The 20,230-nt window shown below is 64.6% G+C and carries 22 protein-coding genes; 12 read left to right on the forward strand and 10 right to left on the reverse strand.

Features of this window, described 5'->3' with window-relative positions; genetic code table 11:
• Nucleotides 1–34 precede the first annotated feature (34 nt).
• Entirely contained in the window at nucleotides 35–1,303 is a 1,269-nt protein-coding gene (gene lysA / locus AB4Z43_RS30745) for a diaminopimelate decarboxylase (RefSeq protein WP_019861403.1), read from the forward strand.
• Between the two features lie 18 nt (nucleotides 1,304–1,321).
• Here lysA and AB4Z43_RS30750 read toward each other — a convergent pair whose 3' ends face one another.
• Nucleotides 1,322–1,624, reverse strand: coding sequence for an ArsR/SmtB family transcription factor (locus tag AB4Z43_RS30750; RefSeq protein WP_019861405.1), 303 nt, complete (start codon nucleotides 1,622–1,624; stop codon nucleotides 1,322–1,324).
• 50 nt (nucleotides 1,625–1,674) lie between these two features.
• Here AB4Z43_RS30750 and AB4Z43_RS30755 point away from each other — a divergent pair, with 50 nt between their 5' ends.
• The 3 genes from AB4Z43_RS30755 (at nucleotide 1,675) to AB4Z43_RS30765 (ending at nucleotide 5,750) form a co-directional block, all read left to right on the forward strand.
• Entirely contained in the window at nucleotides 1,675–2,616 is a 942-nt protein-coding gene (locus AB4Z43_RS30755) for a threonine/serine dehydratase (RefSeq protein WP_064981006.1), read from the forward strand.
• Nucleotides 2,617–2,732: 116 nt separating this feature from the next.
• Nucleotides 2,733–5,339 carry a TIGR02302 family protein gene (locus AB4Z43_RS30760; protein ID WP_441940515.1) on the forward strand — a complete coding sequence of 869 codons (2,607 nt, stop codon included), beginning with the start codon at nucleotides 2,733–2,735 and terminating at the stop codon, nucleotides 5,337–5,339.
• 45 nt (nucleotides 5,340–5,384) lie between these two features.
• The gene (locus tag AB4Z43_RS30765; protein ID WP_038649940.1) at nucleotides 5,385–5,750 is read left to right on the forward strand and encodes a glyoxalase superfamily protein; all 366 of its coding nucleotides are present in this window, start codon (nucleotides 5,385–5,387) and stop codon (nucleotides 5,748–5,750) included.
• Nucleotides 5,751–5,752: 2 nt separating this feature from the next.
• Here AB4Z43_RS30765 and AB4Z43_RS30770 read toward each other — a convergent pair whose 3' ends face one another.
• A complete protein-coding gene (locus AB4Z43_RS30770; RefSeq protein WP_038653420.1) occupies nucleotides 5,753–6,610 on the reverse strand; it encodes a LysR family transcriptional regulator in 858 nt (285 codons plus the stop codon).
• A 224-nt stretch (nucleotides 6,611–6,834) separates the two neighbouring features.
• On the opposite strand from AB4Z43_RS30770, the gene AB4Z43_RS30775 reads away from it, so the two are divergent.
• Nucleotides 6,835–7,782 (forward strand): DMT family transporter, encoded by a 948-nt coding sequence (locus AB4Z43_RS30775; protein ID WP_441940518.1) that lies wholly within the window; start codon nucleotides 6,835–6,837, stop codon nucleotides 7,780–7,782.
• Here the strand turns inward: AB4Z43_RS30775 and AB4Z43_RS30780 are convergent, their stop codons facing one another.
• The 3 genes from AB4Z43_RS30780 to AB4Z43_RS30790 all read right to left on the reverse strand — a co-directional run bounded on the left by AB4Z43_RS30780 (nucleotide 7,783) and on the right by AB4Z43_RS30790 (nucleotide 9,645).
• Complete coding sequence (locus tag AB4Z43_RS30780) at nucleotides 7,783–8,154, reverse strand: response regulator (protein WP_019861411.1); 372 nt, start codon at nucleotides 8,152–8,154, stop codon at nucleotides 7,783–7,785.
• Nucleotides 8,155–8,273: 119 nt separating this feature from the next.
• Complete coding sequence (hpt, locus tag AB4Z43_RS30785; protein ID WP_441940519.1) at nucleotides 8,274–8,816, reverse strand: hypoxanthine phosphoribosyltransferase; 543 nt, start codon at nucleotides 8,814–8,816, stop codon at nucleotides 8,274–8,276.
• A gap of 184 nt (nucleotides 8,817–9,000) precedes the next feature.
• Nucleotides 9,001–9,645, reverse strand: a complete 645-nt coding sequence (locus AB4Z43_RS30790) for a hypothetical protein (RefSeq protein WP_038649942.1) — start codon at nucleotides 9,643–9,645, stop codon at nucleotides 9,001–9,003.
• A gap of 306 nt (nucleotides 9,646–9,951) precedes the next feature.
• On the opposite strand from AB4Z43_RS30790, the gene ftsE reads away from it, so the two are divergent.
• The 3 genes from ftsE (at nucleotide 9,952) to AB4Z43_RS30805 (ending at nucleotide 12,431) form a co-directional block, all read left to right on the forward strand.
• Nucleotides 9,952–10,611: a cell division ATP-binding protein FtsE gene (ftsE, locus tag AB4Z43_RS30795; RefSeq protein WP_010911739.1), complete on the forward strand. Its 660-nt coding sequence runs from the start codon at nucleotides 9,952–9,954 to the stop codon at nucleotides 10,609–10,611.
• Entirely contained in the window at nucleotides 10,604–11,596 is a 993-nt protein-coding gene (locus tag AB4Z43_RS30800; protein WP_019861415.1) for a cell division protein FtsX, read from the forward strand. The genes ftsE and AB4Z43_RS30800 overlap by 8 nt, the downstream gene beginning before the upstream one ends.
• 109 nt (nucleotides 11,597–11,705) lie before the next feature.
• On the forward strand, nucleotides 11,706–12,431 hold the full coding sequence (locus tag AB4Z43_RS30805) for a YdcF family protein (RefSeq protein ID WP_038649945.1): 726 nt from the start codon (nucleotides 11,706–11,708) through the stop codon (nucleotides 12,429–12,431).
• A gap of 15 nt (nucleotides 12,432–12,446) precedes the next feature.
• Here the strand turns inward: AB4Z43_RS30805 and AB4Z43_RS30810 are convergent, their stop codons facing one another.
• Entirely contained in the window at nucleotides 12,447–13,082 is a 636-nt protein-coding gene (locus AB4Z43_RS30810; RefSeq protein ID WP_038649946.1) for a pyridoxamine 5'-phosphate oxidase family protein, read from the reverse strand.
• 80 nt (nucleotides 13,083–13,162) lie between these two features.
• Nucleotides 13,163–13,633, reverse strand: coding sequence for a nuclear transport factor 2 family protein (locus AB4Z43_RS30815; protein ID WP_019861418.1), 471 nt, complete (start codon nucleotides 13,631–13,633; stop codon nucleotides 13,163–13,165).
• A 103-nt stretch (nucleotides 13,634–13,736) separates the two neighbouring features.
• On the opposite strand from AB4Z43_RS30815, the gene AB4Z43_RS30820 reads away from it, so the two are divergent.
• Both AB4Z43_RS30820 and AB4Z43_RS30825 read left to right on the forward strand, forming a co-directional pair.
• Nucleotides 13,737–14,639 (forward strand): LysR family transcriptional regulator, encoded by a 903-nt coding sequence (locus AB4Z43_RS30820; protein ID WP_441940524.1) that lies wholly within the window; start codon nucleotides 13,737–13,739, stop codon nucleotides 14,637–14,639.
• A gap of 113 nt (nucleotides 14,640–14,752) precedes the next feature.
• Nucleotides 14,753–15,541 carry a lysophospholipid acyltransferase family protein gene (locus tag AB4Z43_RS30825; RefSeq protein WP_019861421.1) on the forward strand — a complete coding sequence of 263 codons (789 nt, stop codon included), beginning with the start codon at nucleotides 14,753–14,755 and terminating at the stop codon, nucleotides 15,539–15,541.
• A gap of 18 nt (nucleotides 15,542–15,559) precedes the next feature.
• On the opposite strand, the gene AB4Z43_RS30830 is transcribed toward AB4Z43_RS30825, so the two are convergent.
• The 3 genes from AB4Z43_RS30830 to AB4Z43_RS30840 form a co-directional block, all read right to left on the reverse strand.
• Nucleotides 15,560–16,186: a LysE family translocator gene (locus tag AB4Z43_RS30830; protein ID WP_441940526.1), complete on the reverse strand. Its 627-nt coding sequence runs from the start codon at nucleotides 16,184–16,186 to the stop codon at nucleotides 15,560–15,562.
• A gap of 217 nt (nucleotides 16,187–16,403) precedes the next feature.
• Nucleotides 16,404–17,351, reverse strand: coding sequence for an aldo/keto reductase (locus AB4Z43_RS30835; RefSeq protein WP_441940528.1), 948 nt, complete (start codon nucleotides 17,349–17,351; stop codon nucleotides 16,404–16,406).
• Between the two features lie 123 nt (nucleotides 17,352–17,474).
• The gene (locus AB4Z43_RS30840) at nucleotides 17,475–17,996 is read right to left on the reverse strand and encodes a gamma-glutamylcyclotransferase (protein WP_027047438.1); all 522 of its coding nucleotides are present in this window, start codon (nucleotides 17,994–17,996) and stop codon (nucleotides 17,475–17,477) included.
• Between the two features lie 152 nt (nucleotides 17,997–18,148).
• Between AB4Z43_RS30840 and AB4Z43_RS30845 the strand changes: the two genes are divergently transcribed.
• Both AB4Z43_RS30845 and AB4Z43_RS30850 read left to right on the forward strand, forming a co-directional pair.
• On the forward strand, nucleotides 18,149–19,147 hold the full coding sequence (locus AB4Z43_RS30845) for a DUF2125 domain-containing protein (RefSeq protein WP_027047439.1): 999 nt from the start codon (nucleotides 18,149–18,151) through the stop codon (nucleotides 19,145–19,147).
• Between the two features lie 7 nt (nucleotides 19,148–19,154).
• The gene (locus AB4Z43_RS30850; RefSeq protein WP_441940530.1) at nucleotides 19,155–20,084 is read left to right on the forward strand and encodes a sugar kinase; all 930 of its coding nucleotides are present in this window, start codon (nucleotides 19,155–19,157) and stop codon (nucleotides 20,082–20,084) included.
• Nucleotides 20,085–20,230: the final 146 nt, after the last annotated feature.

Here is a 20,230-nt window from a genome sequence, read left to right on the forward strand (position 1 = left end):
ATCTTATCGTGCTCCAACCTCCGGAATCACTCTCGTGAACCATTTCGACTACCGCGACGGCGTGCTGCATGCCGAGGACGTGGCAATCCCTGATATCGCCGCTCAGGTCGGCACACCGTTCTACTGCTATTCGACCGCCACGCTGACCAGGCACTACCGCGTCTTTGCCCAGGCTTTTGCCGGCCTCGACGCGCTGGTCTGCTACGCCATGAAGGCCAACTCCAACCAGGCCGTGCTGCGCACCCTGGCCAGGCTTGGCGCCGGCGCCGACGTTGTCTCGGAAGGCGAGTTGCGCCGGGCGCTGGCTGCCGGCATCCCGGCAAGCAAGATCCTGTTTTCCGGCGTCGGCAAGACCGCGCGCGAAATGGACCTTGCGCTCGAAGCCGGCATCCTTTGCTTCAACGTCGAATCCGAGCCTGAACTCGACCTGTTGTCGGCGCGCGCCACGGCACTCGGCAAGGTGGCGCCGGTCTCGCTGCGCATCAATCCCAATGTCGACGCCAAGACCCACAAGAAGATCTCCACCGGCAAGGCCGAGAACAAGTTCGGCATCGCCTGGCAGCGCGCGCGGCAGGTCTATGCCCGCGCGGCGACGCTTCCGGGTGTCAAGGTCACCGGCATCGACACCCATATCGGCAGTCAGATCACCGAGCTGCAGCCCTTCGACGACGCCTTTGCCCTGCTGGTCGATCTGGTCGGCGCGTTGCGCGCCGATGGCCACGCCATCGAGCATGTCGATCTCGGCGGCGGGCTTGGTATCCCCTACCGCGTCGACAACAACCCGCCGCCCCTGCCCGATGCCTATGCCCAGATCGTCAGGAAGCATGTCACCAAGCTCGGTTTGAAGGTGATGTTCGAGCCGGGACGGCTGATCGTCGGCAATGCCGGCATCCTCGTCTCGGAAGTGATCTTCGTGAAGGAAGGTGACGCCAAGAATTTCCTGATCGTCGACGCCGCTATGAACGATCTGATCCGGCCGACGCTCTACGACGCCTTCCACGACATCAGGCCGGTCGTGCAGCCGCCGGCCGACACGCCGCGCATGATGGTCGACGTGGTCGGCCAGGTCTGCGAGACCGGTGACTATCTCGGCCTCGACCGCGACTTGCCCAGGCTGAAGGCCGGCGATCTCATTGCCGTTTCCACCGCCGGTGCCTACGGCGCCGTGCAGGCAGGCACCTACAACACCCGCCTGCTGGTGCCGGAGGTGCTGGTCGACGGCGATCGTTTCCACATCGTGCGTCCGCGCCTGACCTATGACGATTTGATCGGGTTGGATTCGGTGCCTGGCTGGCTGGCATAGAAGCCACAGCCGGCAGCGCTACAGCCGGTTCTGCAGGAGCGTCCTTGTCTCGGCGATCCTGTCTTCGTCACGGCGGTAGAACGTCCATTGCCTGATGCGCTTGGGCCGCAGCAGGCCGGCCTGGGTGAGCACGCGCATATGCTCGGAGAGCGTCGCCTGCGTGATGCCGAGCTTCTCGGCGATCAGCAGCGCGCAAACGCCGTCCTCGACCAGATCGCCGTCGGCCTGGGCCGGGAAATGTGAGCGCGGATCCTTCAGCCAGTCGAGGATCTGCAGCCTGCGTTCGTTGGCGATCGCCTTGAAGACATCAACCTCTTGCATTTAGCTATTTTGCCAAGTTACTAATTACTGTCAATCCCGAGGAGATCGTCATGGCGCAGGGCAACACCGTCACCCGCGAGCGCATTGCCGCGATGGAACCGCGCATCCGCCCCTATATCAGGCACACGCCGGTGCTGCGCGTCGACATGGCCGACTTCGACCGGCCGCCGCTGGCGGTCGACCTTAAGCTCGAATGCCTGCAGCATTCCGGCTCGTTCAAGGCGCGCGGCGCCTTCACCAATCTTTTGGAAAGGCCGGTTCCCAAGGCCGGTGTCGTCGCCGCATCGGGCGGCAACCATGGCGCCGCCGTCGCCTACGCCGCCATGCGTCTCGGCCACAAGGCGACCATCTTCGTTCCCGAAGTGAGCCCGCAGGCCAAGCTGGACCGCATTCGTTCCTATGGCGCCGACCTGGTGGTTGGTGGTGCCCGTTACGCCGAGGCGTTGGCCGCCAGCGAACGTTTCGCGCAGGAGACCGGCGCCTTGCAGATCCACGCCTTCAACCAGGAGGAAACGCTGGTAGGCCAGGGCACGCTTGGGCTTGAGATCGAGAACGACCTGCCCGAGATCGACACGCTGCTGGTCGCCGTCGGCGGTGGCGGCCTGATCGGCGGCATCGCCGCCTGGTATGCCGGCCGCATCCGCATCATCGCCATCGAGCCCGAGGGCGCGCCGACGCTTCATCGCGCCTTCGAGGCCGGCCATCCCGTCGACGCGCCGGCGGAAGGCATCGCCGCCGATTCGCTGGCGCCGAAACGCGTCGGCGAAATGATGTTCCCGATCGCCGAAGCCTTCGTCGAGCGCTCCATCCTGGTGAGTGATGACGACATCATCGCCGCGCAGAAGGCACTGTGGAACCGGGTGCGCATCATCTCCGAACCGGGTGGGGCTGCCGCCTTCGCCGCGATCCTGTCCGGCCGCTACACGCCGGCACCGGCCGAACGCGTCGCCGTGCTGGTCTGTGGCGCCAACGCAAACCCCGCCAATTTCTGATTGCAACCATTTCGGCGGGCTTCACGTTTTTTGAAAGCGCCTCGCCTTTGCCGTGTTTGCTGGTATTCTTCGAGTCGTGAGGATCGGGCTATCCTGCCTGATTCCAGGAAGGGCCGATGACGCAACGACCCACCTCTAGCGATCGCGGTCTCGCCGGGCGCCTTGCGCTCAGCCGGCTGGCGACGCGGGTCTCGATGATGGTCGAGCGCGGGTGGCCGCTGCTGCTGCCGCTGATCATTGTCGCCTGCCTGTTCCTGAGCATCTCCTGGTTCGGCGTTTTCTCCCAGCTGCCGGATGTCGCACGTATCGGCCTTGTCGCCGCATTCGGCCTGGCAGGGCTGGCGGCGCTCTATCCGCTGCGCTTTTTCCGCTTGCCTGGCGCCGCCGAGGTCGACCGCCGCATCGAGGCCGCCAACGAATTGCTGCACAGCCCCGTGCTGGTGCAGTCCGACCGGCCAAGCGGCCACGAAAGCAGCTTCTCGCAGGCGCTGTGGCGTGAACACCAGAAGCGCATGGCCGCCAGGCTCGACAGCCTTGGCGCCGACCTGCCGCGCACCCGGGTGCCGGAGCGCGATCCTTGGGGGCTGCGCGCCGTGGCGGCGCTGCTGCTCGTCACCGCCTTTGCCTTCTCCTTCGGGCCGACAGGCGGCAGGATAGAAGACGGCTTCAGCACCCACGGCGCGCACGATGCCGTGCCGCCACGCATCGATGCCTGGGTGACGCCGCCCGCCTATACCGGCAAGCCGCCGATCTTCCTGACCGCCGACGCTAACCAGGCAACGCCGACGTTTCATGTGCCTGAGGGCAGCGACGTCTCCTTGCGCGTCACCGGAGGCTCGGGCGAGGAAACGCTGGCCTATGCCGACAAGGATGGCAATGTGCGCACCATCGACCCTGCCGGACCACAGGCGGCCAGCGTCAAGCCAGCCGCGAGCCCGGCGGCGCCGGCCCCCGCATCCCCGTCCAAGGTGCGCCAGTTCACCGGCAAGCTGACCGGCGACGGCACGCTGACGCTGAAATCGGGCGAGGATCAGCTCGGCCGCTGGGCCTTCGCCGTGATCGCGGACAAACCGCCACAGATCCGCTTCGTCGGCGAGCCCAAGCGCGCCGCCAACGGCGCCTTCGAACTCAACTACCAGATCGACGACGATTATGGCGCCGCCACCGCCAAGGCGGTCTTCGCGCTGGCCGACCCGCAGGCGCCTGGCGCGCATCCGCTCTACGGCCCGCCCGAAATGCCGTTGGCGCTGCCGCGCCGCGGCGGCAAGTCCAATGCCGCCAAGACCACCAAGGACCTGACCGAGCATGTCTGGGCCGGCAGCAGCATCAAGCTGACGCTGGTCGCCACCGACGACGCCGGCCACACCGCGTCGAGCGAGACCAAGACGCTGGTGATGCCGGAGCGGCCTTTCGCCAACCCGCTGGCGCGGGCGGTGATCGAACAGCGCCGCCTGCTTGCGCTCGACGCCAATGCCAAGCCGCGCGTGCTCGACCTGATCGACGCCATCACGCTGCGGCCGGAAGACACGTTCGACAACATGTCCCACTACCTCGCCATCATGAGCGCGCGCAGCCGGCTGAAACTGGCCGGCAACGACGATCAGCTGCGCGGTGAGGTCGCCTATCTCTGGGAAATCGCGCTCGGCATCGAGGAGGGCAACCTCTCGGCGGCCGAGAAGCGGCTACGCCAGGCGCAGCAGGCGCTGCAGGACGCCATCAAGAACGGCGCCAGCGACCAGGAAATCGAGAAGGCTATGAAGGAGCTGCGCGAGGCGATGAACCAGTTCCTGCAGGAATTCGCCGAACGCGCCAAGCAGAACCCGAATGCACCGCAAATGCAGCAGAACGGCCAGGAACTGCGGCAGAGCGACATCGACCGCATGATGGACCAGATCGAGAACCTGGCGAAGTCGGGCGATCGCGACAAGGCGCAGCAATTGCTGTCGCAGTTGCAGGACATGATGAACAATCTCCAGGCAGGCCGTCAGCAACAGGGCGGCGAGCAGGACAGCCAGATGCGCCAGCAGATGGACAAGCTCGGCGAGATCCTGCGCCGCCAGCAGGAGATGATGAACGACACTTTCCGCATGGACCAGATGCAGCGCGGCGAGCGCCAGCGCGGACAGAACCGCGACGAGCAGCTTGGCCAGGGCGGTGGCGAGGACCAGGACAAGCCAGGCGTCGGCGAGGACCGCGATCCGCTCGCCAGGCAAAAGCCGATGACGCCGCAGGAATTCGCCGATGCGCTGAAGCAGCTGCAGGAAGGCCAAGGCCAGTTGAAGAACGACCTCGAGAAGCTGAAGAAGAGCCTCGAAGGCATGGGCATGGAGCCCAATGAAGGATTTGGCGAGGCCGGCAAGTCGATGGGCAGCGCCGAGCAGGCGCTTGGCGAGGGCCAGGGCGACGAGGCCGTCGGCCATCAGGGCCGGGCACTCGAGGCGCTGCGCAAGGGCGCCAAGGATATGATGAAGCAGATGCAGGCCATGCAGGGCGACCAGGGCGGCAGCCAGGAAGGCGGGCGTCAGCAGAATGCCGACCGCGACCCGCTCGGCCGGCCGCGCGCCAGCCAGGGTCCCGATTTCGGCGATTCGGTGAAAGTCCCCGACGAGATCGACGTCCAGCGCGCCCGCCAGATCCTGGAAGCGATCCGCAAACGGCTCGGCAACGCCCTCAGTCCCGATATCGAGCGCAGCTATCTCGAACGGCTGCTCGAGCTGAAATAGGGACCGCCCCCACACCCCGCCCGCCCCTCGAACGGTTGCAACACTATGCCGAAGCTCGGTACTGTCACGCCCATCCTGCGCATCTTCGATGTTGCCAAGGCGCATGAATTCTACATCGGGTTTCTCGGTTTCGAAGTGCAGTTCGAACACCGCTTCGAAGACACCGCGCCGCTCTACACAGGCGTTTCACGCGACGGCTGCGTCTTGCATCTGAGCGAACATCATGGCGACGGCACGCCGGGCTCTCACATCCGGATCGAGACGACCGACATTGCGGGGCTCCACCACGAATTGACCGAAAGAAAGTACCGCTTTGCCAGGCCGGGGTTGGAGGAGACGCCCTGGAAGACGAAAGAGGTCACGGTCGACGATCCGTTCGGCAACCGCCTGACCTTCTATGGGGATGTCTGACTCTAACGATTGACGAACGCCTCGCGGATCGCCTCCTGCATGCCGTCGATCGCCTCGCCAGACGCGTTCGGGTTGCGATGCATCACCACATTGGAGGAATCGATGTCGCCGAACCCGTCGGCCGACGTCAGTTCGCGGCAGCCGTCCGGGATGTTGCTGCGCGAGATCGGCGCGATTGCCAGCCCTGAGGTGACCGCGAGCTTCAGGCCGCCAGTGGTGTCGCTGGTATAGGCGACACGATAGGCAAGCCCGCGCTGCTCCAGCGACTTGATGGCGAAGTCCTTGCACCAGGAGACCCGGTTGTAGAGCGCGATCGGCACCGGCCGTTCCTCGTGCATGTGATGCAGGGTCGACGTCACCCAGACCGTCGGGTCGTGCATCAGCACTTCGCCGCCGGCCGGATCCTGCCATTCGAACACCACGCACAGATCGAGTTCGCCGGCGGCGAGCGCCGCCAGCTGCGCCTCCGAATGCGCGTAGCGCACGGTGACCTCGACCTTGGTGTGGCGTTTCGAGAATGCGCCAAGCGCGCGCGACAGGATGGCGTGGCCATATTCCTCCGGAATGCCGATGCGCACCGGTCCACCGAGCGGTGCCGCCGCCATCGACGCCGCCGTTTCGTCGAGCAGCGAGACGATGCGGCGGGCATTGACGATCAGCTCGCCGCCGCGCCGCGTCAGCGCGACGCCGCGCGAGCCGCGCTCGAACAGGCTGTCGCCGACCAGTTCCTCGAGCTTCTTCATCTGCATCGACACGGCTGACTGGGTGCGGCCGGCCTGTTCGGCCGCCCGGGTGAAATTGCCGGCCTCGGCGATGGCGACGAAGGTGCGCAGGAGATCGCTGTCGAGGGTTGGACGCATGCTATCCATCATAAGCAGATTTGATTGCAGGCATCATTCCAATTCGTTTGCAACATGTCAAACGCCGGATGATAGTTGCCTTACCCATTGGATATGCGGCTGCGAAATCGGCCGCGGACCAATCTAAGAGTCCTCACTCGTACCCGCTGCCCGAAACGGTGGCGGGTTCTTTTTGATCTGGAGGCGGGCTGCTTCGGATCGTACGCGCGGGAGCCGGAAAGCAGATGCAGAATAGGATGGTGCGCGGCATCCTGAGCCTGTGCCTGGGCGTGCTGGTGTTCTCGCTGCAGGACCCGCTCGTCAAGGCCGTGTCGAGCGGCTATCCGGTGACCGAGGTGATGGCGATCCGGTCGATCGTCGCCCTGCCGATCCTGATCATTCTCGTCCATGCCGATGTCGGGCTACGGGCAATCCTGTCGAAGCGGTTCGGCCTGCTGACGATCCGCGCCTTCATCCAGTTCACCTCCTACACGGTCTATTATCTGGCCATCGCCGCGCTGCCGCTGGCCGACGCGGTGGCGCTTTATTTCATGGCGCCGCTGTTCATCATGGCACTGGCCGGCCCCTATCTTGGCGAACGCGTCTCCTGGCGCACGCTGGCGACGGTGCTGATCGGGCTGCTTGGCGTCATCGTGATGGTGCGCCCCGGCGCCGGCCTGTTCGACTGGGCGGCGCTGCTGTCGCTGGGCTCGGCCGCGCTCTACGGCTTCTCGCAATTGATGGCGCGCAAGATCGGCGATACCGAATCGTCCACGATCATGGCTTTCTATCAGAACGGCGCCTATCTCGTCGGCGCAGCCGTGGTTGCCGGCACATTCCATCTGGCCGGCATATCCCACGCCGTCCACCCCAGCGTCGAATTCCTGGTGCGGCCCTGGATATGGCCGACGCTGTCCGATTTTCTCAAGATGGCCGCCTGCGGTTTCGTCGCCTCCGCCGGTATGATCCTCCTGTCGCAGGGCTACAGGCTGGCGCCGGCCAATCGGGTAGCGACCTTCGAATACACCGGCATTCTGTGGTCGCCGCTCTGGGGTTTCCTGTTCTTCGCCGAGGTGCCGCGGTCGACGACCGTGATCGGCGCGGCGCTGATCATCGGTGCCGGCCTGCTCGCGCTCAACACTGGGCGGCTCAAGAGCGCAGCGCCCATGCTTGCCGCCGCCGATCCGGTCTGATCAGGCGAAGCAGATCAGCGCGCGCTCGACGCGCGAGCGGATTTCAGCCAGCGTGAACGGCTTCTGCACGACATCGAGGATGATGCCGTTCAACTCCTCGGCGCGCTCGCGCTGGTCGGCATAGCCGGTCATCAGCATGATCTTCATCGCCGGAAAAAGGACGGCCGCCGCGATCGCCATCTCGATGCCGTCCATCTCGGGCATGCGGATGTCGGAGACCACGAGATCGTAACCACCATGCGCGGCGCGTATCAGCGCCAGGCCTTGGGCGCCGTCGGCGGCGATATCGATTGCGTGGCCTGCGCGTTCGAGCGCGCGGGCAGCGAGGGTGCGGACGGACTCATCGTCCTCGACGATCAAAAGCTTTGCCATGGCCGGCAATTTGGCCGCGAAAAGTTGACTTTTCCTGAAAGGACCCAACCCCTGACAGGGCTAATTTTTCCGGCGTCGTTAAGGCCTTTTTCAGAACTTGTCAGCGCAAGGCAGTGGCCTCACGCATCACCTTTCACGATGCCCACGAACGGCAATTCACGGAAGGCGTGCGCGACATCCATGCCGTAACCAACGACGAAATAATCGGGGCAGTCGAAGCCGACATAGTCGGCGACGAGCGCGGTCTGGCGGCGCATGCGCTTGTCGAGCAGCACGGCGATGGAACAGGTTTTCGCGCCGCGCGACAGCATCAGGTCGCGGGTGAAGGTCAGTGTCTTGCCCGATTCCAGAATGTCGTCGATCAGCAGCACGTCGCGGCCGGCGACCTCATTGTCGATGTCGCGCAGCACCCTCACCTCGCCGCTGGTGGTGCCGGCGCCATAGCTGGAAATGAAGATGAACTCGACCTCCGGCGACAGGCCGACATCGTGCATGGCGCGGATCAGGTCGGCGGCGAAGATGAACGAGCCTTTCAGCACCGAAATCACCAGCAGATCGTGATAGTCGTGCTCGGCGATCTCCTTGGCGAGCTCGAGATTGCGCCGCGCGATCGCCGATGCCGAAAACAGGACTTCGATGTCCTTGTCGCGTACGATTGGCATTTTTCGCCCCCTCAAGTTTTTTACCCAAACGCCTCCACACCGAGCGTGTGTTGAGATTCAGGTCGGGCCGAGCCGAAAACGGTGGTTTTCCGAGAACCGGAGCGGAGCGTACTTAAGTACGTGAGCACCGGAAGCGCAGGGAACCGCCGTTTGCAGGCCGGCCTCACCTGAATATCGACACGCGCTATTCGGCGAAAGTAACCAAAACGGTCCTCACGCCGTTCTTAGGCACGTCGAGCCGGCTGGCAAAGCCGAATCTTTCGCCCGATGCCAGCGAATGGCCGGATGTCCCCAACGTATAGCGGGTTGTACGTCCGTCATTGCCGGTCACGCGGATTTCGAGCGGCGGCATTGTCGCCGGCCCCGCCCCGTCATTGGCGGCCTCGCCATCGACGAACAGCACCGGATTGGCTCCCGAGGCGTCGACGTGCGAGGTGACGCCTGAAATGGTCAGCGCCGAGGCTTGCGCGCCTGTCAGGAGCGGCGCCTGGCGCACCAGCGCATGCCCGCCGGAGACCCAGAAGGCGGCCAAGGCGGCGCCGATGCCGGCGATCCAGAAGATCGGCCCGCCGCGCGCGGCCGGCGGCCGTTCCGCCGGCGCTTCCGGCTTGCGCAGCATGTCCATGCCCTCGATGGACGGCGTGACAATCAGGCGCGGCGGCGGTGAAACGCTTTCCACGGTAGGGACAAGGCGCGGCATCACTTCATAGTCGGCATCGACGATATAAGCCGCCGGGCCGCGCACGATCCGCTCCGCCGCGACAATTGCCGGGGGATCGGTCATGATTTCGCCGGAAACCGGGCGCGCGGTTCGTTCGTCAGCCATCATGGCCCCGTTATTGCGCGTGTTCGCTTTTCGTTTCTTTTGCGTAAACAAAAATGGTTAACGCTTCCCCACCGGAGCCCTCGTGACGCGCCGAAACAAGCCAGAAATTAACCGCCGGTTAACCATGCCGGCCGATGCTCTTTTCGCAGAACAGGCAGGCTTGGCGCTGCCCGACGCGGATTCGGATTTCAGGTCGAATCGACCCGAAATCCGAATCCGTGTCCAAACTAAAGAGATAGAGCATGATGTCGTCCGAAAACCGCTTCACACTTTTCGGCATCATGCTCTAGAAATTTCAGGTCGTCGAAATTGATTCGCTTCGAAAATGTCGGCCTCCGCTATGGCATGGGTCCGGAAATCCTCCGCGACATCTCCCTGCACATCCCGGAGCGCTCCTTCCAGTTCCTGAGCGGACCCTCGGGCGCCGGCAAGACGACGTTGCTGCGGCTTCTGTTCATGTCGCTGAAGCCGACGCGTGGGCTGATCACCATTTTCGGCAAGGACCGTTCGCGCATTTCGCGTACCGAACTGCCGCATTTGCGGCGCCGCATCGGCGTGGTGTTCCAGGATTTTCGCCTGCTCGACCACATGACCACCTATGAGAATGTCGCGCTGCCGCTGCGCGTTCGCGGGCGCGAGGAAGCGAGCTACCGCACCGATGTCACCGAACTGCTGAAATGGGTGGGGCTGGGCGAGCGCATGCATGTACTTCCGCCGGTCCTGTCGGGCGGCGAGAAGCAGCGCGCCGCCATCGCGCGCGCCCTGATCGAGCAGCCCGAGATCCTGCTCGCCGACGAGCCGACCGGCAATGTCGATCCGCCGCTGGCGCGACGGCTGCTGCGGCTCTTCATCGAGCTCAATCGTCTCGGCACCGCTGTGGTGATCGCCACCCATGACCTGGGCTTGATGGAACAGGTCGACGCGCGCCGCATGATCCTGGCCGGCGGAAGGCTGGACATCTATGACTGATCTGTCCGCCGAACACCTCCAAGAGCATGAGCAGGACGCCGAGGCGGCCGAGGCAAGACCGCGCGCCCAGCGCCGTATGGCGCCGATCGTGCCGGCGCAGAACATCGCCGGCCGGGCGCTCGTCCTGGTGATCGCCATCATGACCTTCCTGTCCTGCCTGACCTTCGGCGCGGTGACGCTGGTGCGCGACACCGCCTCGGTCTGGGAGAACCAGATCTCGCGCGAGGCAACGATCCAGATCAAACCGGCCGACGGCCTCGACATGGAGGCCGCCCTCGCCCAGGCCTCGCAAATCGCCGGCGAATTCCCCGGTGTGAAGTCGACAAAGATCATCGACCGCGATGCGACCGCGAGGCTGCTGGAGCCATGGCTGGGTTCAGGCCTCAACATCGACGAGTTGCCGGTGCCACGCCTGATCATCGTCACCATCGATGAGAACAGCCCGCCCGACTTCGCCGCCATGCGCGCCGCCATCACGCCGAAACTGCCGAGCGCGTCGCTCGACGATCACCGCACCTGGGTCGACCGGCTGGTGGCCATGGCCCGCACCACGGTGACCATCGGCATTGCCGTGCTGGCGCTGATGCTGTCGGCGACAGTGCTGACCGTGGTGTTCGCGACCCGTGGCGCCATGGCCGGCAACGGCCATATCATCGAAGTGCTGCATTTCGTCGGCGCCGAGGCGGCCTTCATCGCGCGCGAATTCCGCCGGCATTTCCTGGTCACCGGCATGAAGGGCGCGGCCGCCGGCGGGGCGGCGGCGGTGCTGGTCTTCATCGTCTTTTCCTGGTGGTCGTCGCGCAACATGGCGACGCCGCAAGCCGATCAGGCGACTGCCCTGTTCGGCAATTTCGCCATCGGCTCTGCGGGCTATCTCGGCGTCGTCCTGATGGTGCTGGTGATCGGCGCGCTGACGGCGGCAACCTCGCACGCCACCGTCGTCGCCTATCTCAGCGACATCGATGTTCGACAACCCGACGCTTGAAAGGGAACCTGCGCTGATGGGATGGAGGCTGGCTGATCACGGATGGAGAAACGGCGTAACGCAAAGTGCGTCTTTTACCTACCCAAGGCCGCATTTCAGGATTAACCATATGGTCATGGACGTGCGGGATTCGACCGGGACGGCTGGACAGATGCCAGTGGTGGTTGCTCGTTTGCACGACCGCGGCGGGTTTAGCCGTTTAAGAACCGCACTGCGGATATCCGCGCTCTCCCTCCTCGTCCTTGCTGTCTTGTTTGCCGGCGGCTTCGGCTGGTTCGCCAACAAGGTCGCGCATCTGACCACGCCCGCCAATCCGGAGAAGGCCGATGCCATCATCGTGCTCACCGGCGGCCAGTCCCGCCTCGACGCGGCGATGGATCTGCTGGCGTCCGGCAAGGGCGAGCGGCTGTTGATCAGCGGCGTGCATCCTTCGGCCAGCCGGCGCCAGCTCCAGGCAGCCACCGGCGGCGATAAGAACCTGTTTTCCTGCTGCGTCGACATCGACCGCGCCGCGCTCGACACGATCGGCAATGCCGAGGAAAGCGCCAAATGGGTCGAGAGCCATGCCTATGGCACGGTGATCCTGGTCACCAACAATTACCACATGCCGCGCAGCTTGCTGGAAATGGGCCGCCTGCTGCATGGCGCCAAGCTGGAACCCTATCCAGTGGTCAATTCCAATCTCGACAATGGCGGCTGGCTGACCAAGCCGCGGGCGTTGCGCGTGCTGTTCACTGAATACACCAAATATCTGCTGGCGCTGGCGCGAGGCATCGTGCCGGTGAAACCGACCGCGGACGGCATTGCGCTGGCTGAGACCGCCGCCGGCGGCTGAGCCCCCGGCGCTCCATCATCGTTCCTTGTCTGTCCCCTTTGACGCGGCCTTCAGGCGGCTGACCTCCTGCTCGAGCTGTTGAATGCGCCTGTCCCGCTCGCCAAGCGCGCCCGCCACATCAGCCGCCTCGAAGCGTTGCGGGATGTGCTGCGGGCAATTCGCATCCCAGGCCGAGACGGTGAACAGGATGACCTGTTCGGGCCGCGCCTTGTAGTCCTGCGGCATCAGCCTCGCCATCAGCTCGGCATCGTTCTCGACGACGCGCGCCGTGCCCCAGATCTTGATGCGCTGGCGCAGCATGTAATCGATCAGAAACAGGAAGGCGCGTGGATTGTCCGCCAGATTGCCCTGCGTGATGAACTGCCTGTTGCCGGAAAAATCCGCGAAGCCGATCGTCTTTTCGTCCAGCACCTTGAGAAAGCCGGCCGGGCCGCCGCGATGCTGGATATAGGGCTGGCCGTCGCCATTGGCGGTCGACAGGAAGACGCTGGTCTGCATCTCGATGAAGGCGGCAAGGTCTGGCGTGATGACGGCCTGCCAGCCACCACGCTCCTCGACGCGGGCGTAGGACTGGCGCGAACCCTTGCGCGCCTGGATCGCCTTGACCGTCGGCGTGAAGGCGACATCGCTGGTGAAAGCATGCGCGTCCATCGAAACCTCCTTGCCCGGAACCGGCTGCAGCCGACGCAATTCCGGACGGAAAACCACTTCACACTTCTTCTGGAATTGCTCTAAAGCCCGAGCGCCGACAATGTCGGATGGTCGTCCGGGCGACGCCCCAACGGCCAATGATATTTGCGGTCGGCTTCCGCGATCGGCAGGTCGTTGATGCTGGCGATGCGCAGGCGCATCAGCCCGTGCTCGTCAAACTCCCAGTTCTCATTGCCATAGCTGCGGAACCAGGAGCCGCCGTCGTCGCGCCATTCATAGGCGAAGCGCACGGCGATGCGGTTGCCGTGGAAGGCCCAGACCTCCTTGATCAGCCGGTAGTCGAGCTCGCGGCTCCATTTGCGCGTCAGGAAAGCCTGGATGGCATCGCGGCCCTGCAGGAATTCGGCGCGGTTGCGCCAGTGGCTGTCGGTCGTATAGGCGAGTGCCACCCGTGCCGGATCGCGCGAATTCCACGCATCCTCGGCCATGCGGGCCTTTTGCGCCGCGGTCTCGACGGTGAAGGGCGGAAGGGGTGGGCGACTTTCAGACATGAGAACTCCATTGCGCGGCTGCGAACCAGATATATAACCCCTTCCATTCCTGAAATGCAGATGGCATATCTGCAATCATTCCTTCCATTTTCTGGAAGAAGTAATGGATCGTCTCGAAGCCATGTCGCTCTTTGTCGCGGCGGTGGAGGCCGGCAGCCTTTCCGCCGCGGCCCGCCGTTTCGGCGTTCCGCTGGCGACCGTCAGCCGCAAGGTTTCCGATCTCGAACGCCATCTCAACACCCGCCTGCTGAACCGTTCGACGCGCCGGCTGACGCCGACCGATGCCGGCGAGGCCTATCTTGCGGCCTGCCGCCGCATCCTCGATGACGTTGGCGAGGCTGAACGCGCCGCGGCCGGCGAGTACAGCGCACCGACCGGCGAGCTGGCCATCACCGCGCCAGTCGTGTTTGGCCGTCTCCATGTGTTGCCGGTGGTCACCGGCTTTCTCTCGGCCTATCCCGACGTGGATATCCGCCTGACCCTGGCGGACCGCATAACCCAGCTGGTCGAGGACCATTTCGACCTCGCGCTGCGCATCGGCCAGTTGCCGGATTCGAGCCTGGTCGCCATTGGCGTCGGCTCGATTCGCCGCGTTGTCTGCGCCAGCCCGGCCTATCTGGCCGAACACGGCACACCCACGATCCCGGAAGATCTCGGCACCCACGATTGCATCACCTTCGAGGGACTTTCCTCCGCCGCCCCGTGGAGCTTCGCCAAAGGCAAGACGGACGTCACGGTCCAGGTCCGCTCGCGCCTGCAGGTCAACACCGCCGAGGCGGCGGTCGATGCCGCGATTGCCGGCGTCGGGCTGACGAAAGTGCTTTCCTATCAGGTCGATGCCGCCGTGCGGTCCGGCATGCTGCGCATCGTGCTGCAAGAGTTCGAGCCGGAACCGTGGCCGGTGAGCTTGGTGCATGCGGGCCACGGCCTGCTGCCGGTCAAGCTGCGCGCCTTCCTCGACTTTGCCGCACCGCGTCTGAAGGAGCGGCTGGCGCGATTGGGCTAGCATGCCTGCGCTGGCGTGAGCCGTGCTTCACATCAATCGGGACACGCCTGCGCCATTTCCTTTTTCCCCGCGCTTGGTGTAACCAACGCACACTTCCTCACCGGACCTCCCCCATGCTCTATGTCAGATCGCTGGCGTTCAATTTCGTCTTCTACGTCAATCTGATCGTCCAGATGATCCTCTGGACCCCCTATTATTTCCTGTCGCCCCGCCACCGCGCCTGGTTCGTGCCGAAATTCTGGTCGCGCAGCTGCATGTGGCTCTACGACAAGATCGCCGGAACCAAGAACGACATCACCGGACAGGAAAACCTGCCCGAAGGCTCCTTCATCCTTGCGCCCAAGCACCAGTCGTTCTGGGACGCGATCGCCTTCTTCCCCTTCCTCCAGGACCCGCTCTACATCCTCAAGCGCGAGCTGACCTGGATCCCGTTTTTCGGCTGGTACATCATGAAGATGCGCATGATCCCGGTCGATCGCGGCAGCCGCTCCAAGGCCTTGAAGGCGGTGGTCGCGGCAACCAAGGAAGAGATGGCGCGCAACCCGCGCCAGCTGATCATCTATCCCGAGGGCACGCGCCGGGCGCCGGGCGACGAGCCGGCCTACAAATACGGCATCGTCGAAATCTACACGCAGCTTGGTGTTCCGGTGGTGCCGGTCGCCCATGTCGCCGGCCTCTATTGGCCGCGACGCAAATTCCTGCGCTATCCCGGCACCATCAAGGCGCGTTTCCTGCCGCCGATCCCACCGGGCCTCGGCAAGGACGAGTTCATGGCGCGCCTGATCGGCGAGACGGAAGCGGCTTGTGACCAGATGCTCGTCGAAGCGTCCCGCGCGGCCAACCCGCCCGCCTTCCCGCCGACGGCGTTGAAGCGGCTGCGGGAGCTCGGCGCGAAGGTCTGACGACCTCCAGCCAGGCAATCAGCCGTAGACAGCCAGCACGGTGGTCAGCACCAGCGTCGCGGCAAAGACCAGGTTGATGATCCGCGAAGCGACAGGCCTGCGCAGGAAGCGCGCGAACGCCGCGCCGGCAAGCAGCCACACGGCGTGGATGACAACGATCATCCCGGCCAGAACCGTCAGCTTCAGCCATAGGCCGAGTTCCGCACCGCCTTGGTTCGACGAGGTGCCGGCGAATACGGCGGCGATCGCCACATAGGCTTTCGGGTTGGCGACCGCCAGCAGAAACCCGGCCAGCCAGGTCGGGCGCGCAGCCTCGGCCGTGCGTGCTGCCAGCGGCGGCGCCGTGGCGATCCTGAAGGCGAGATAGAGGATGTAGGCCGCCGACGCGACAACCAGCATCGGTGCCAGCTTCGGCATCGACCCAAGCACCGCCAGGATCCCGGTCGCCACCACCAGCAGCACGGCGACCGTGCCGAGAACGATCCCCCAGGTGTAGCGCACAGAATCGCGCAGGCCGAAGGCGGCGCCGACAGCGGTGACGCTTATCGTTGCCGGCCCTGGGCTGCCCATGACCACCGTGGCGGCCAGCACCAGGGCGAGCAGAGGTCGCCAAAGCTGCGGCTGCAAAAGAAGCGGCTCGGTCATTGCACCCTCTGTCTTGCCAATAGCGGAGGACACTATGGCAAGGCAGGAGGGTGGTCTTGGACGTTCGTGCGGATGGAACAATTCCAGGAAAAGTGTGAAGCGGTTTTCCCGGGAAAAAGCGCGTAGCGTTTTCCCTTGGGAATTGGGGCAAGAGGAAGAGATAGAGCGGTTCGCCGTTTCCATGAAACGGTGAGCTGCTCTAATCGCGGCCGAAGCCTCAGTCGCTCGCTTTGTCGAGCTCGGCCATGTCGTCGGCGGTCAATTTCAACGACGCCGCCTTGATCAGGCTGTCCATCTGGCTGGCCTTAGTGGCGCTGGCGATCGGTGCGGTGACGCCTGGCCGCGCGATCGCCCAAGCAAGAGCGACTTCCGCCTGTTTCGCCGAATGCTTGGCGGATATGGCATCGAGAGCGGCCAGAATGCGCATGCCGCGCGCGTTGAGATAGCTGCTGACGCCCTCGCCGCGTTCGCTTTGGCCAAGATCGGCCTCGCTGCGGTATTTGCCGCTCAGGAAGCCCTTGGCCAGGCTGAAATAGGTGATCACGCCGATATCCTCGGCCACGCACAGATCGCGCAACGGCCCATCGAATGAGGAGCGGTCGTAGAGATTGTATTCCGGCTGCAGCACCTCGTAGCGCGGCAGGCTTCGCAGGCTCGCCACGTCGAGCGCGGCGCGCAACTGGCCGGCGTCGAGGTTCGAGCAGCCGATATGCCGGACCTTGCCCTTGGCAAGCAGCTTCTCATAGGCGCCAAGCGTTTCCTCATAGGGCGTGGCCGGGTCCGGCCAGTGCGACAGATAGAGGTCGATGACATCGGTCCGCAGCCGCTTCAGCGAGGCCTCGACGGCCTTTTCGATATAGGCGGCGGACAGGTCCTTGTGCCCCTGCCCCATATCCGAGCCGACCTTGGTGATCACCACGACCTTGTCCCGGTTGCCACAGTCCTTCATCCAGTTGCCGATGATGGTTTCCGATTCGCCGCCCTTGTTACCGGGCACCCAGCGCGAATAGGCATCGGCCGTATCGATGGCGTTCAGTCCGCCCGCCACAAAGCGGTCGAGCAGGTCGAACGAGGTTTTCTCGTCGGCGGTCCAGCCGAAGACATTGCCGCCCAGAACCAGCGGCGCGATGGAAAGGTCGGTGCGACCGAGACGGCGTTTCTGCAAGATGGTTCTCCGTGATGATTGGGATGGGGCGCATGCAGCCCGCTGGCTGGGTTCGGAGCCTAAGCTAGGTCGTGCCGCTTCGAGGTCAAAGGCCTGATCCCCTCTTTCCGCAGAGCCAGCCATTCACGATGGCGCTATCCCCCGTGCCACATCCTCCAGCCAGTGGTCGCGGATGCCCAATGCTTCCAGATGCTTCAACGTGCTGAGCACATAATCCTCGTTGTTGCCGGATTGGCCGACAGCGCCGCGCACCACCGCGGCCGCATGCGCGGCATCCAGCGCGCCGGCATATTGCTCATGCTTGCGGTCGACGATGTAGGCGACCGCTTCGACCGTGCCGCCACCCTCGAGGCGGACCTTGAGCGTGCGTTCGAGATAGACTGATGTGACGAGTTCGCGCTCGCGCAGATAGGCGATGACCTCGTCGCGCAACTCGCCGGGCACGCGGAAAGCCAGGCCGACGCAGGAGCCGCCATGGTCGAGGCCAAGCACCAGCCCGGGCCGCTGGCGCGTGCCGCGATGCACGAAGGAATAGACACAGAGCGAGCGGCGGTAGCCGTGCAGATGGGCGCGCCGTGTCTCGACATGTGCGAAACCCGGCCGCCAGATCAGCGAACCGTAGCCAAACACCCAAAAATCGCCCATATCGCCGTGCCTGATTGCAAAAAGAATGGCCACACCGCACCGGAAACCGGTGTTTTTTCCGTCCGTCCCCGGCTACCTATCCGTCAATGTCTACCTGGTTGTTGGAATCGAAGGTTCGTCCACCAACACCGTGGGTTAATGAGAGCCAAAGCATGACGTCAAGTGACGAACGCCAACCAAAGTCCCGCCGCGGCCTGTTCTGGCTTGTGGCGTTCATCGTTGTGTTGTTCGCCATCTACAGCGGCGGCTGGTTCTATCTGGCCAACAGGGTCAGGGTCGAGGCCGACAAGGCGGTCGCCACGCTCAACAAGAGCGGCATCAATGCCGGCTGCGCCAATCTCCAGGTCAGCGGCTATCCCCTGAGCTTTACCGTCTCCTGCGACAATCTGGCGTATGAGGACGATGCCAAGAACATCGCAGCCTCGGCCGGCTCCTTCAATGCCGTCGCCCAGATCATCCAGCCCTTGTCGCCGGTCGCCGATCTGCGCGGTCCGCTCAGGACCTCCGTCCCCGGCATGGTGCCGCTGTGGATCGACTGGGACAATCTGCAGGCCAAGGTCAAGCTTTCATGGCCGCTGCCGCAGCGCGTTGCGCTGCAGGCGGAAGGCCTGTCGGGCCAGACCGACCCGGCCGACGACACCGACCCGGTGGAACTGTTCAGCGCCGGCAGGGCGGCCGGCCAGCTGCAGCCGAACGGTCAGGACGTCGATTATGCCGGCAGCTTCACCGATCTGGAGATCGACCCGGATGCGATCGGCGGCCGCGTGCTGCCGGCGCTCGATGCCAGCGGCGACGCCACGCTGAAGAATGGTGTCGCGCTTATCGGAACGCAGGTGACGAGCCTTCGCGGCCAAAGGGTAGAGATCCGCAACCTCGATTTGTCGTCGGGCACGGCGCGGGTCACCGTTTCCGGGCCGCTGTCGGTCGACGCCGAAGGCCTGGTCGACGCCGATCTGATGATCAGGATCAAGGATCCCAAGGCCGTGGCGGCCATTCTGGCCGGCGCCATACCCGAGCAGAAGAACGCGATCGAACAGGGTTTTGCCGCGCTCGCCATGCTCGGCAGCGAACCGTCGATGCCGCTGAAAGTGGTCAAGGGCAAGGCCTCGCTCGGCTTCATCCCGCTCGGCAAGATCAAGCCGGTGCAATAGCGCGCCCATGACAAGCCCACCGAGGCTCCTCAGCGTCGGCGCGCTGACGCTGGACACCATCCTGCGTGTCGAGACGCTGCCCACGCACCAGGGCAAATTCATCGCCGCCGACGGTGTGCAGATCGCCTCGGGCATGGCCACCAGTGCCGCCTGCGCCGCGCATCGCCTGGGCGCCGAGGTGTCGCTATGGGCGAGCGCCGGCGACGACCTCATTGGCGATCAGCTGATCGCCGGGATCGAGGCCGAGGGTGTCGACTGCGGCTATGTCCGCCGCGTCGGCGGCGCCCGCTCGGCATTGGCCTCGATCCTGGTCGACGCGCATGGCGAGCGCATCATCGTGCCTTTCTATGACAGCCTGGCCCAGGCCGATCCAGAGGCATTGCCTTTCGCCGACATCACGGCATTCGATGCCGTGCTGGTGGACGTGCGCTGGCCGGGTGCCGCGGCGCTTGCCCTCAAGGCAGCGCGCGCGGCAGGCCGGCCGGCAATCCTCGATGCCGACACAGCCCCGCTGGCGGTGTTGGAGCAACTGTTGCCGCTGGCTTCGCACATCGTCGCCTCGGAGCCCGCCGTCCGCATCATCTGCGGCCAGGCTCTGGATCTGGCGAGCGCTTGCACCGACATGGCTTCCCGCACCGATGCGTTCGTCGCCGTCACCGGCGGCGCGGCAGGCACCTGGTGGTTCGATCGCGCGACGGGATCATCCCGTCATGTCGCGGCACCGAAGATCAAGGCGGTTGACACGCTAGCCGCCGGCGACGTCTTTCACGGCGCCCTTGCTGTCGGACTGACGGAGGCCATGCCGGTCGAGCAGGCCTTGCGCTTTGCAAGTGCCGCCGCCGCGCTCAAATGCCTGCGCTTTGGCGGCAGGCTCGGCGCGCCGGATCGGGCCGAGACGCTGGCCATGGTCGCGGCGACCTGGCCCGAAACAGCCTAGAGCGGTTCACGGCTTGATGGAATCGAAGGGGATTCCCGATTTGTCGGTTTTGTGATTCAAGATGCTGGCTGGAGTGGAGGCCAGCATCTGATGACCCGACCTCTTTCCAATGATCTTCGCGAGCGGGTTGTGGCGGCGGTTTTGGG

It is taken from the genome of Mesorhizobium sp. 2RAF45 (genome assembly GCF_052115225.1).
In the GTDB taxonomy this organism is placed as follows: Bacteria; Pseudomonadota; Alphaproteobacteria; order Rhizobiales; family Rhizobiaceae; genus Mesorhizobium; species Mesorhizobium jarvisii.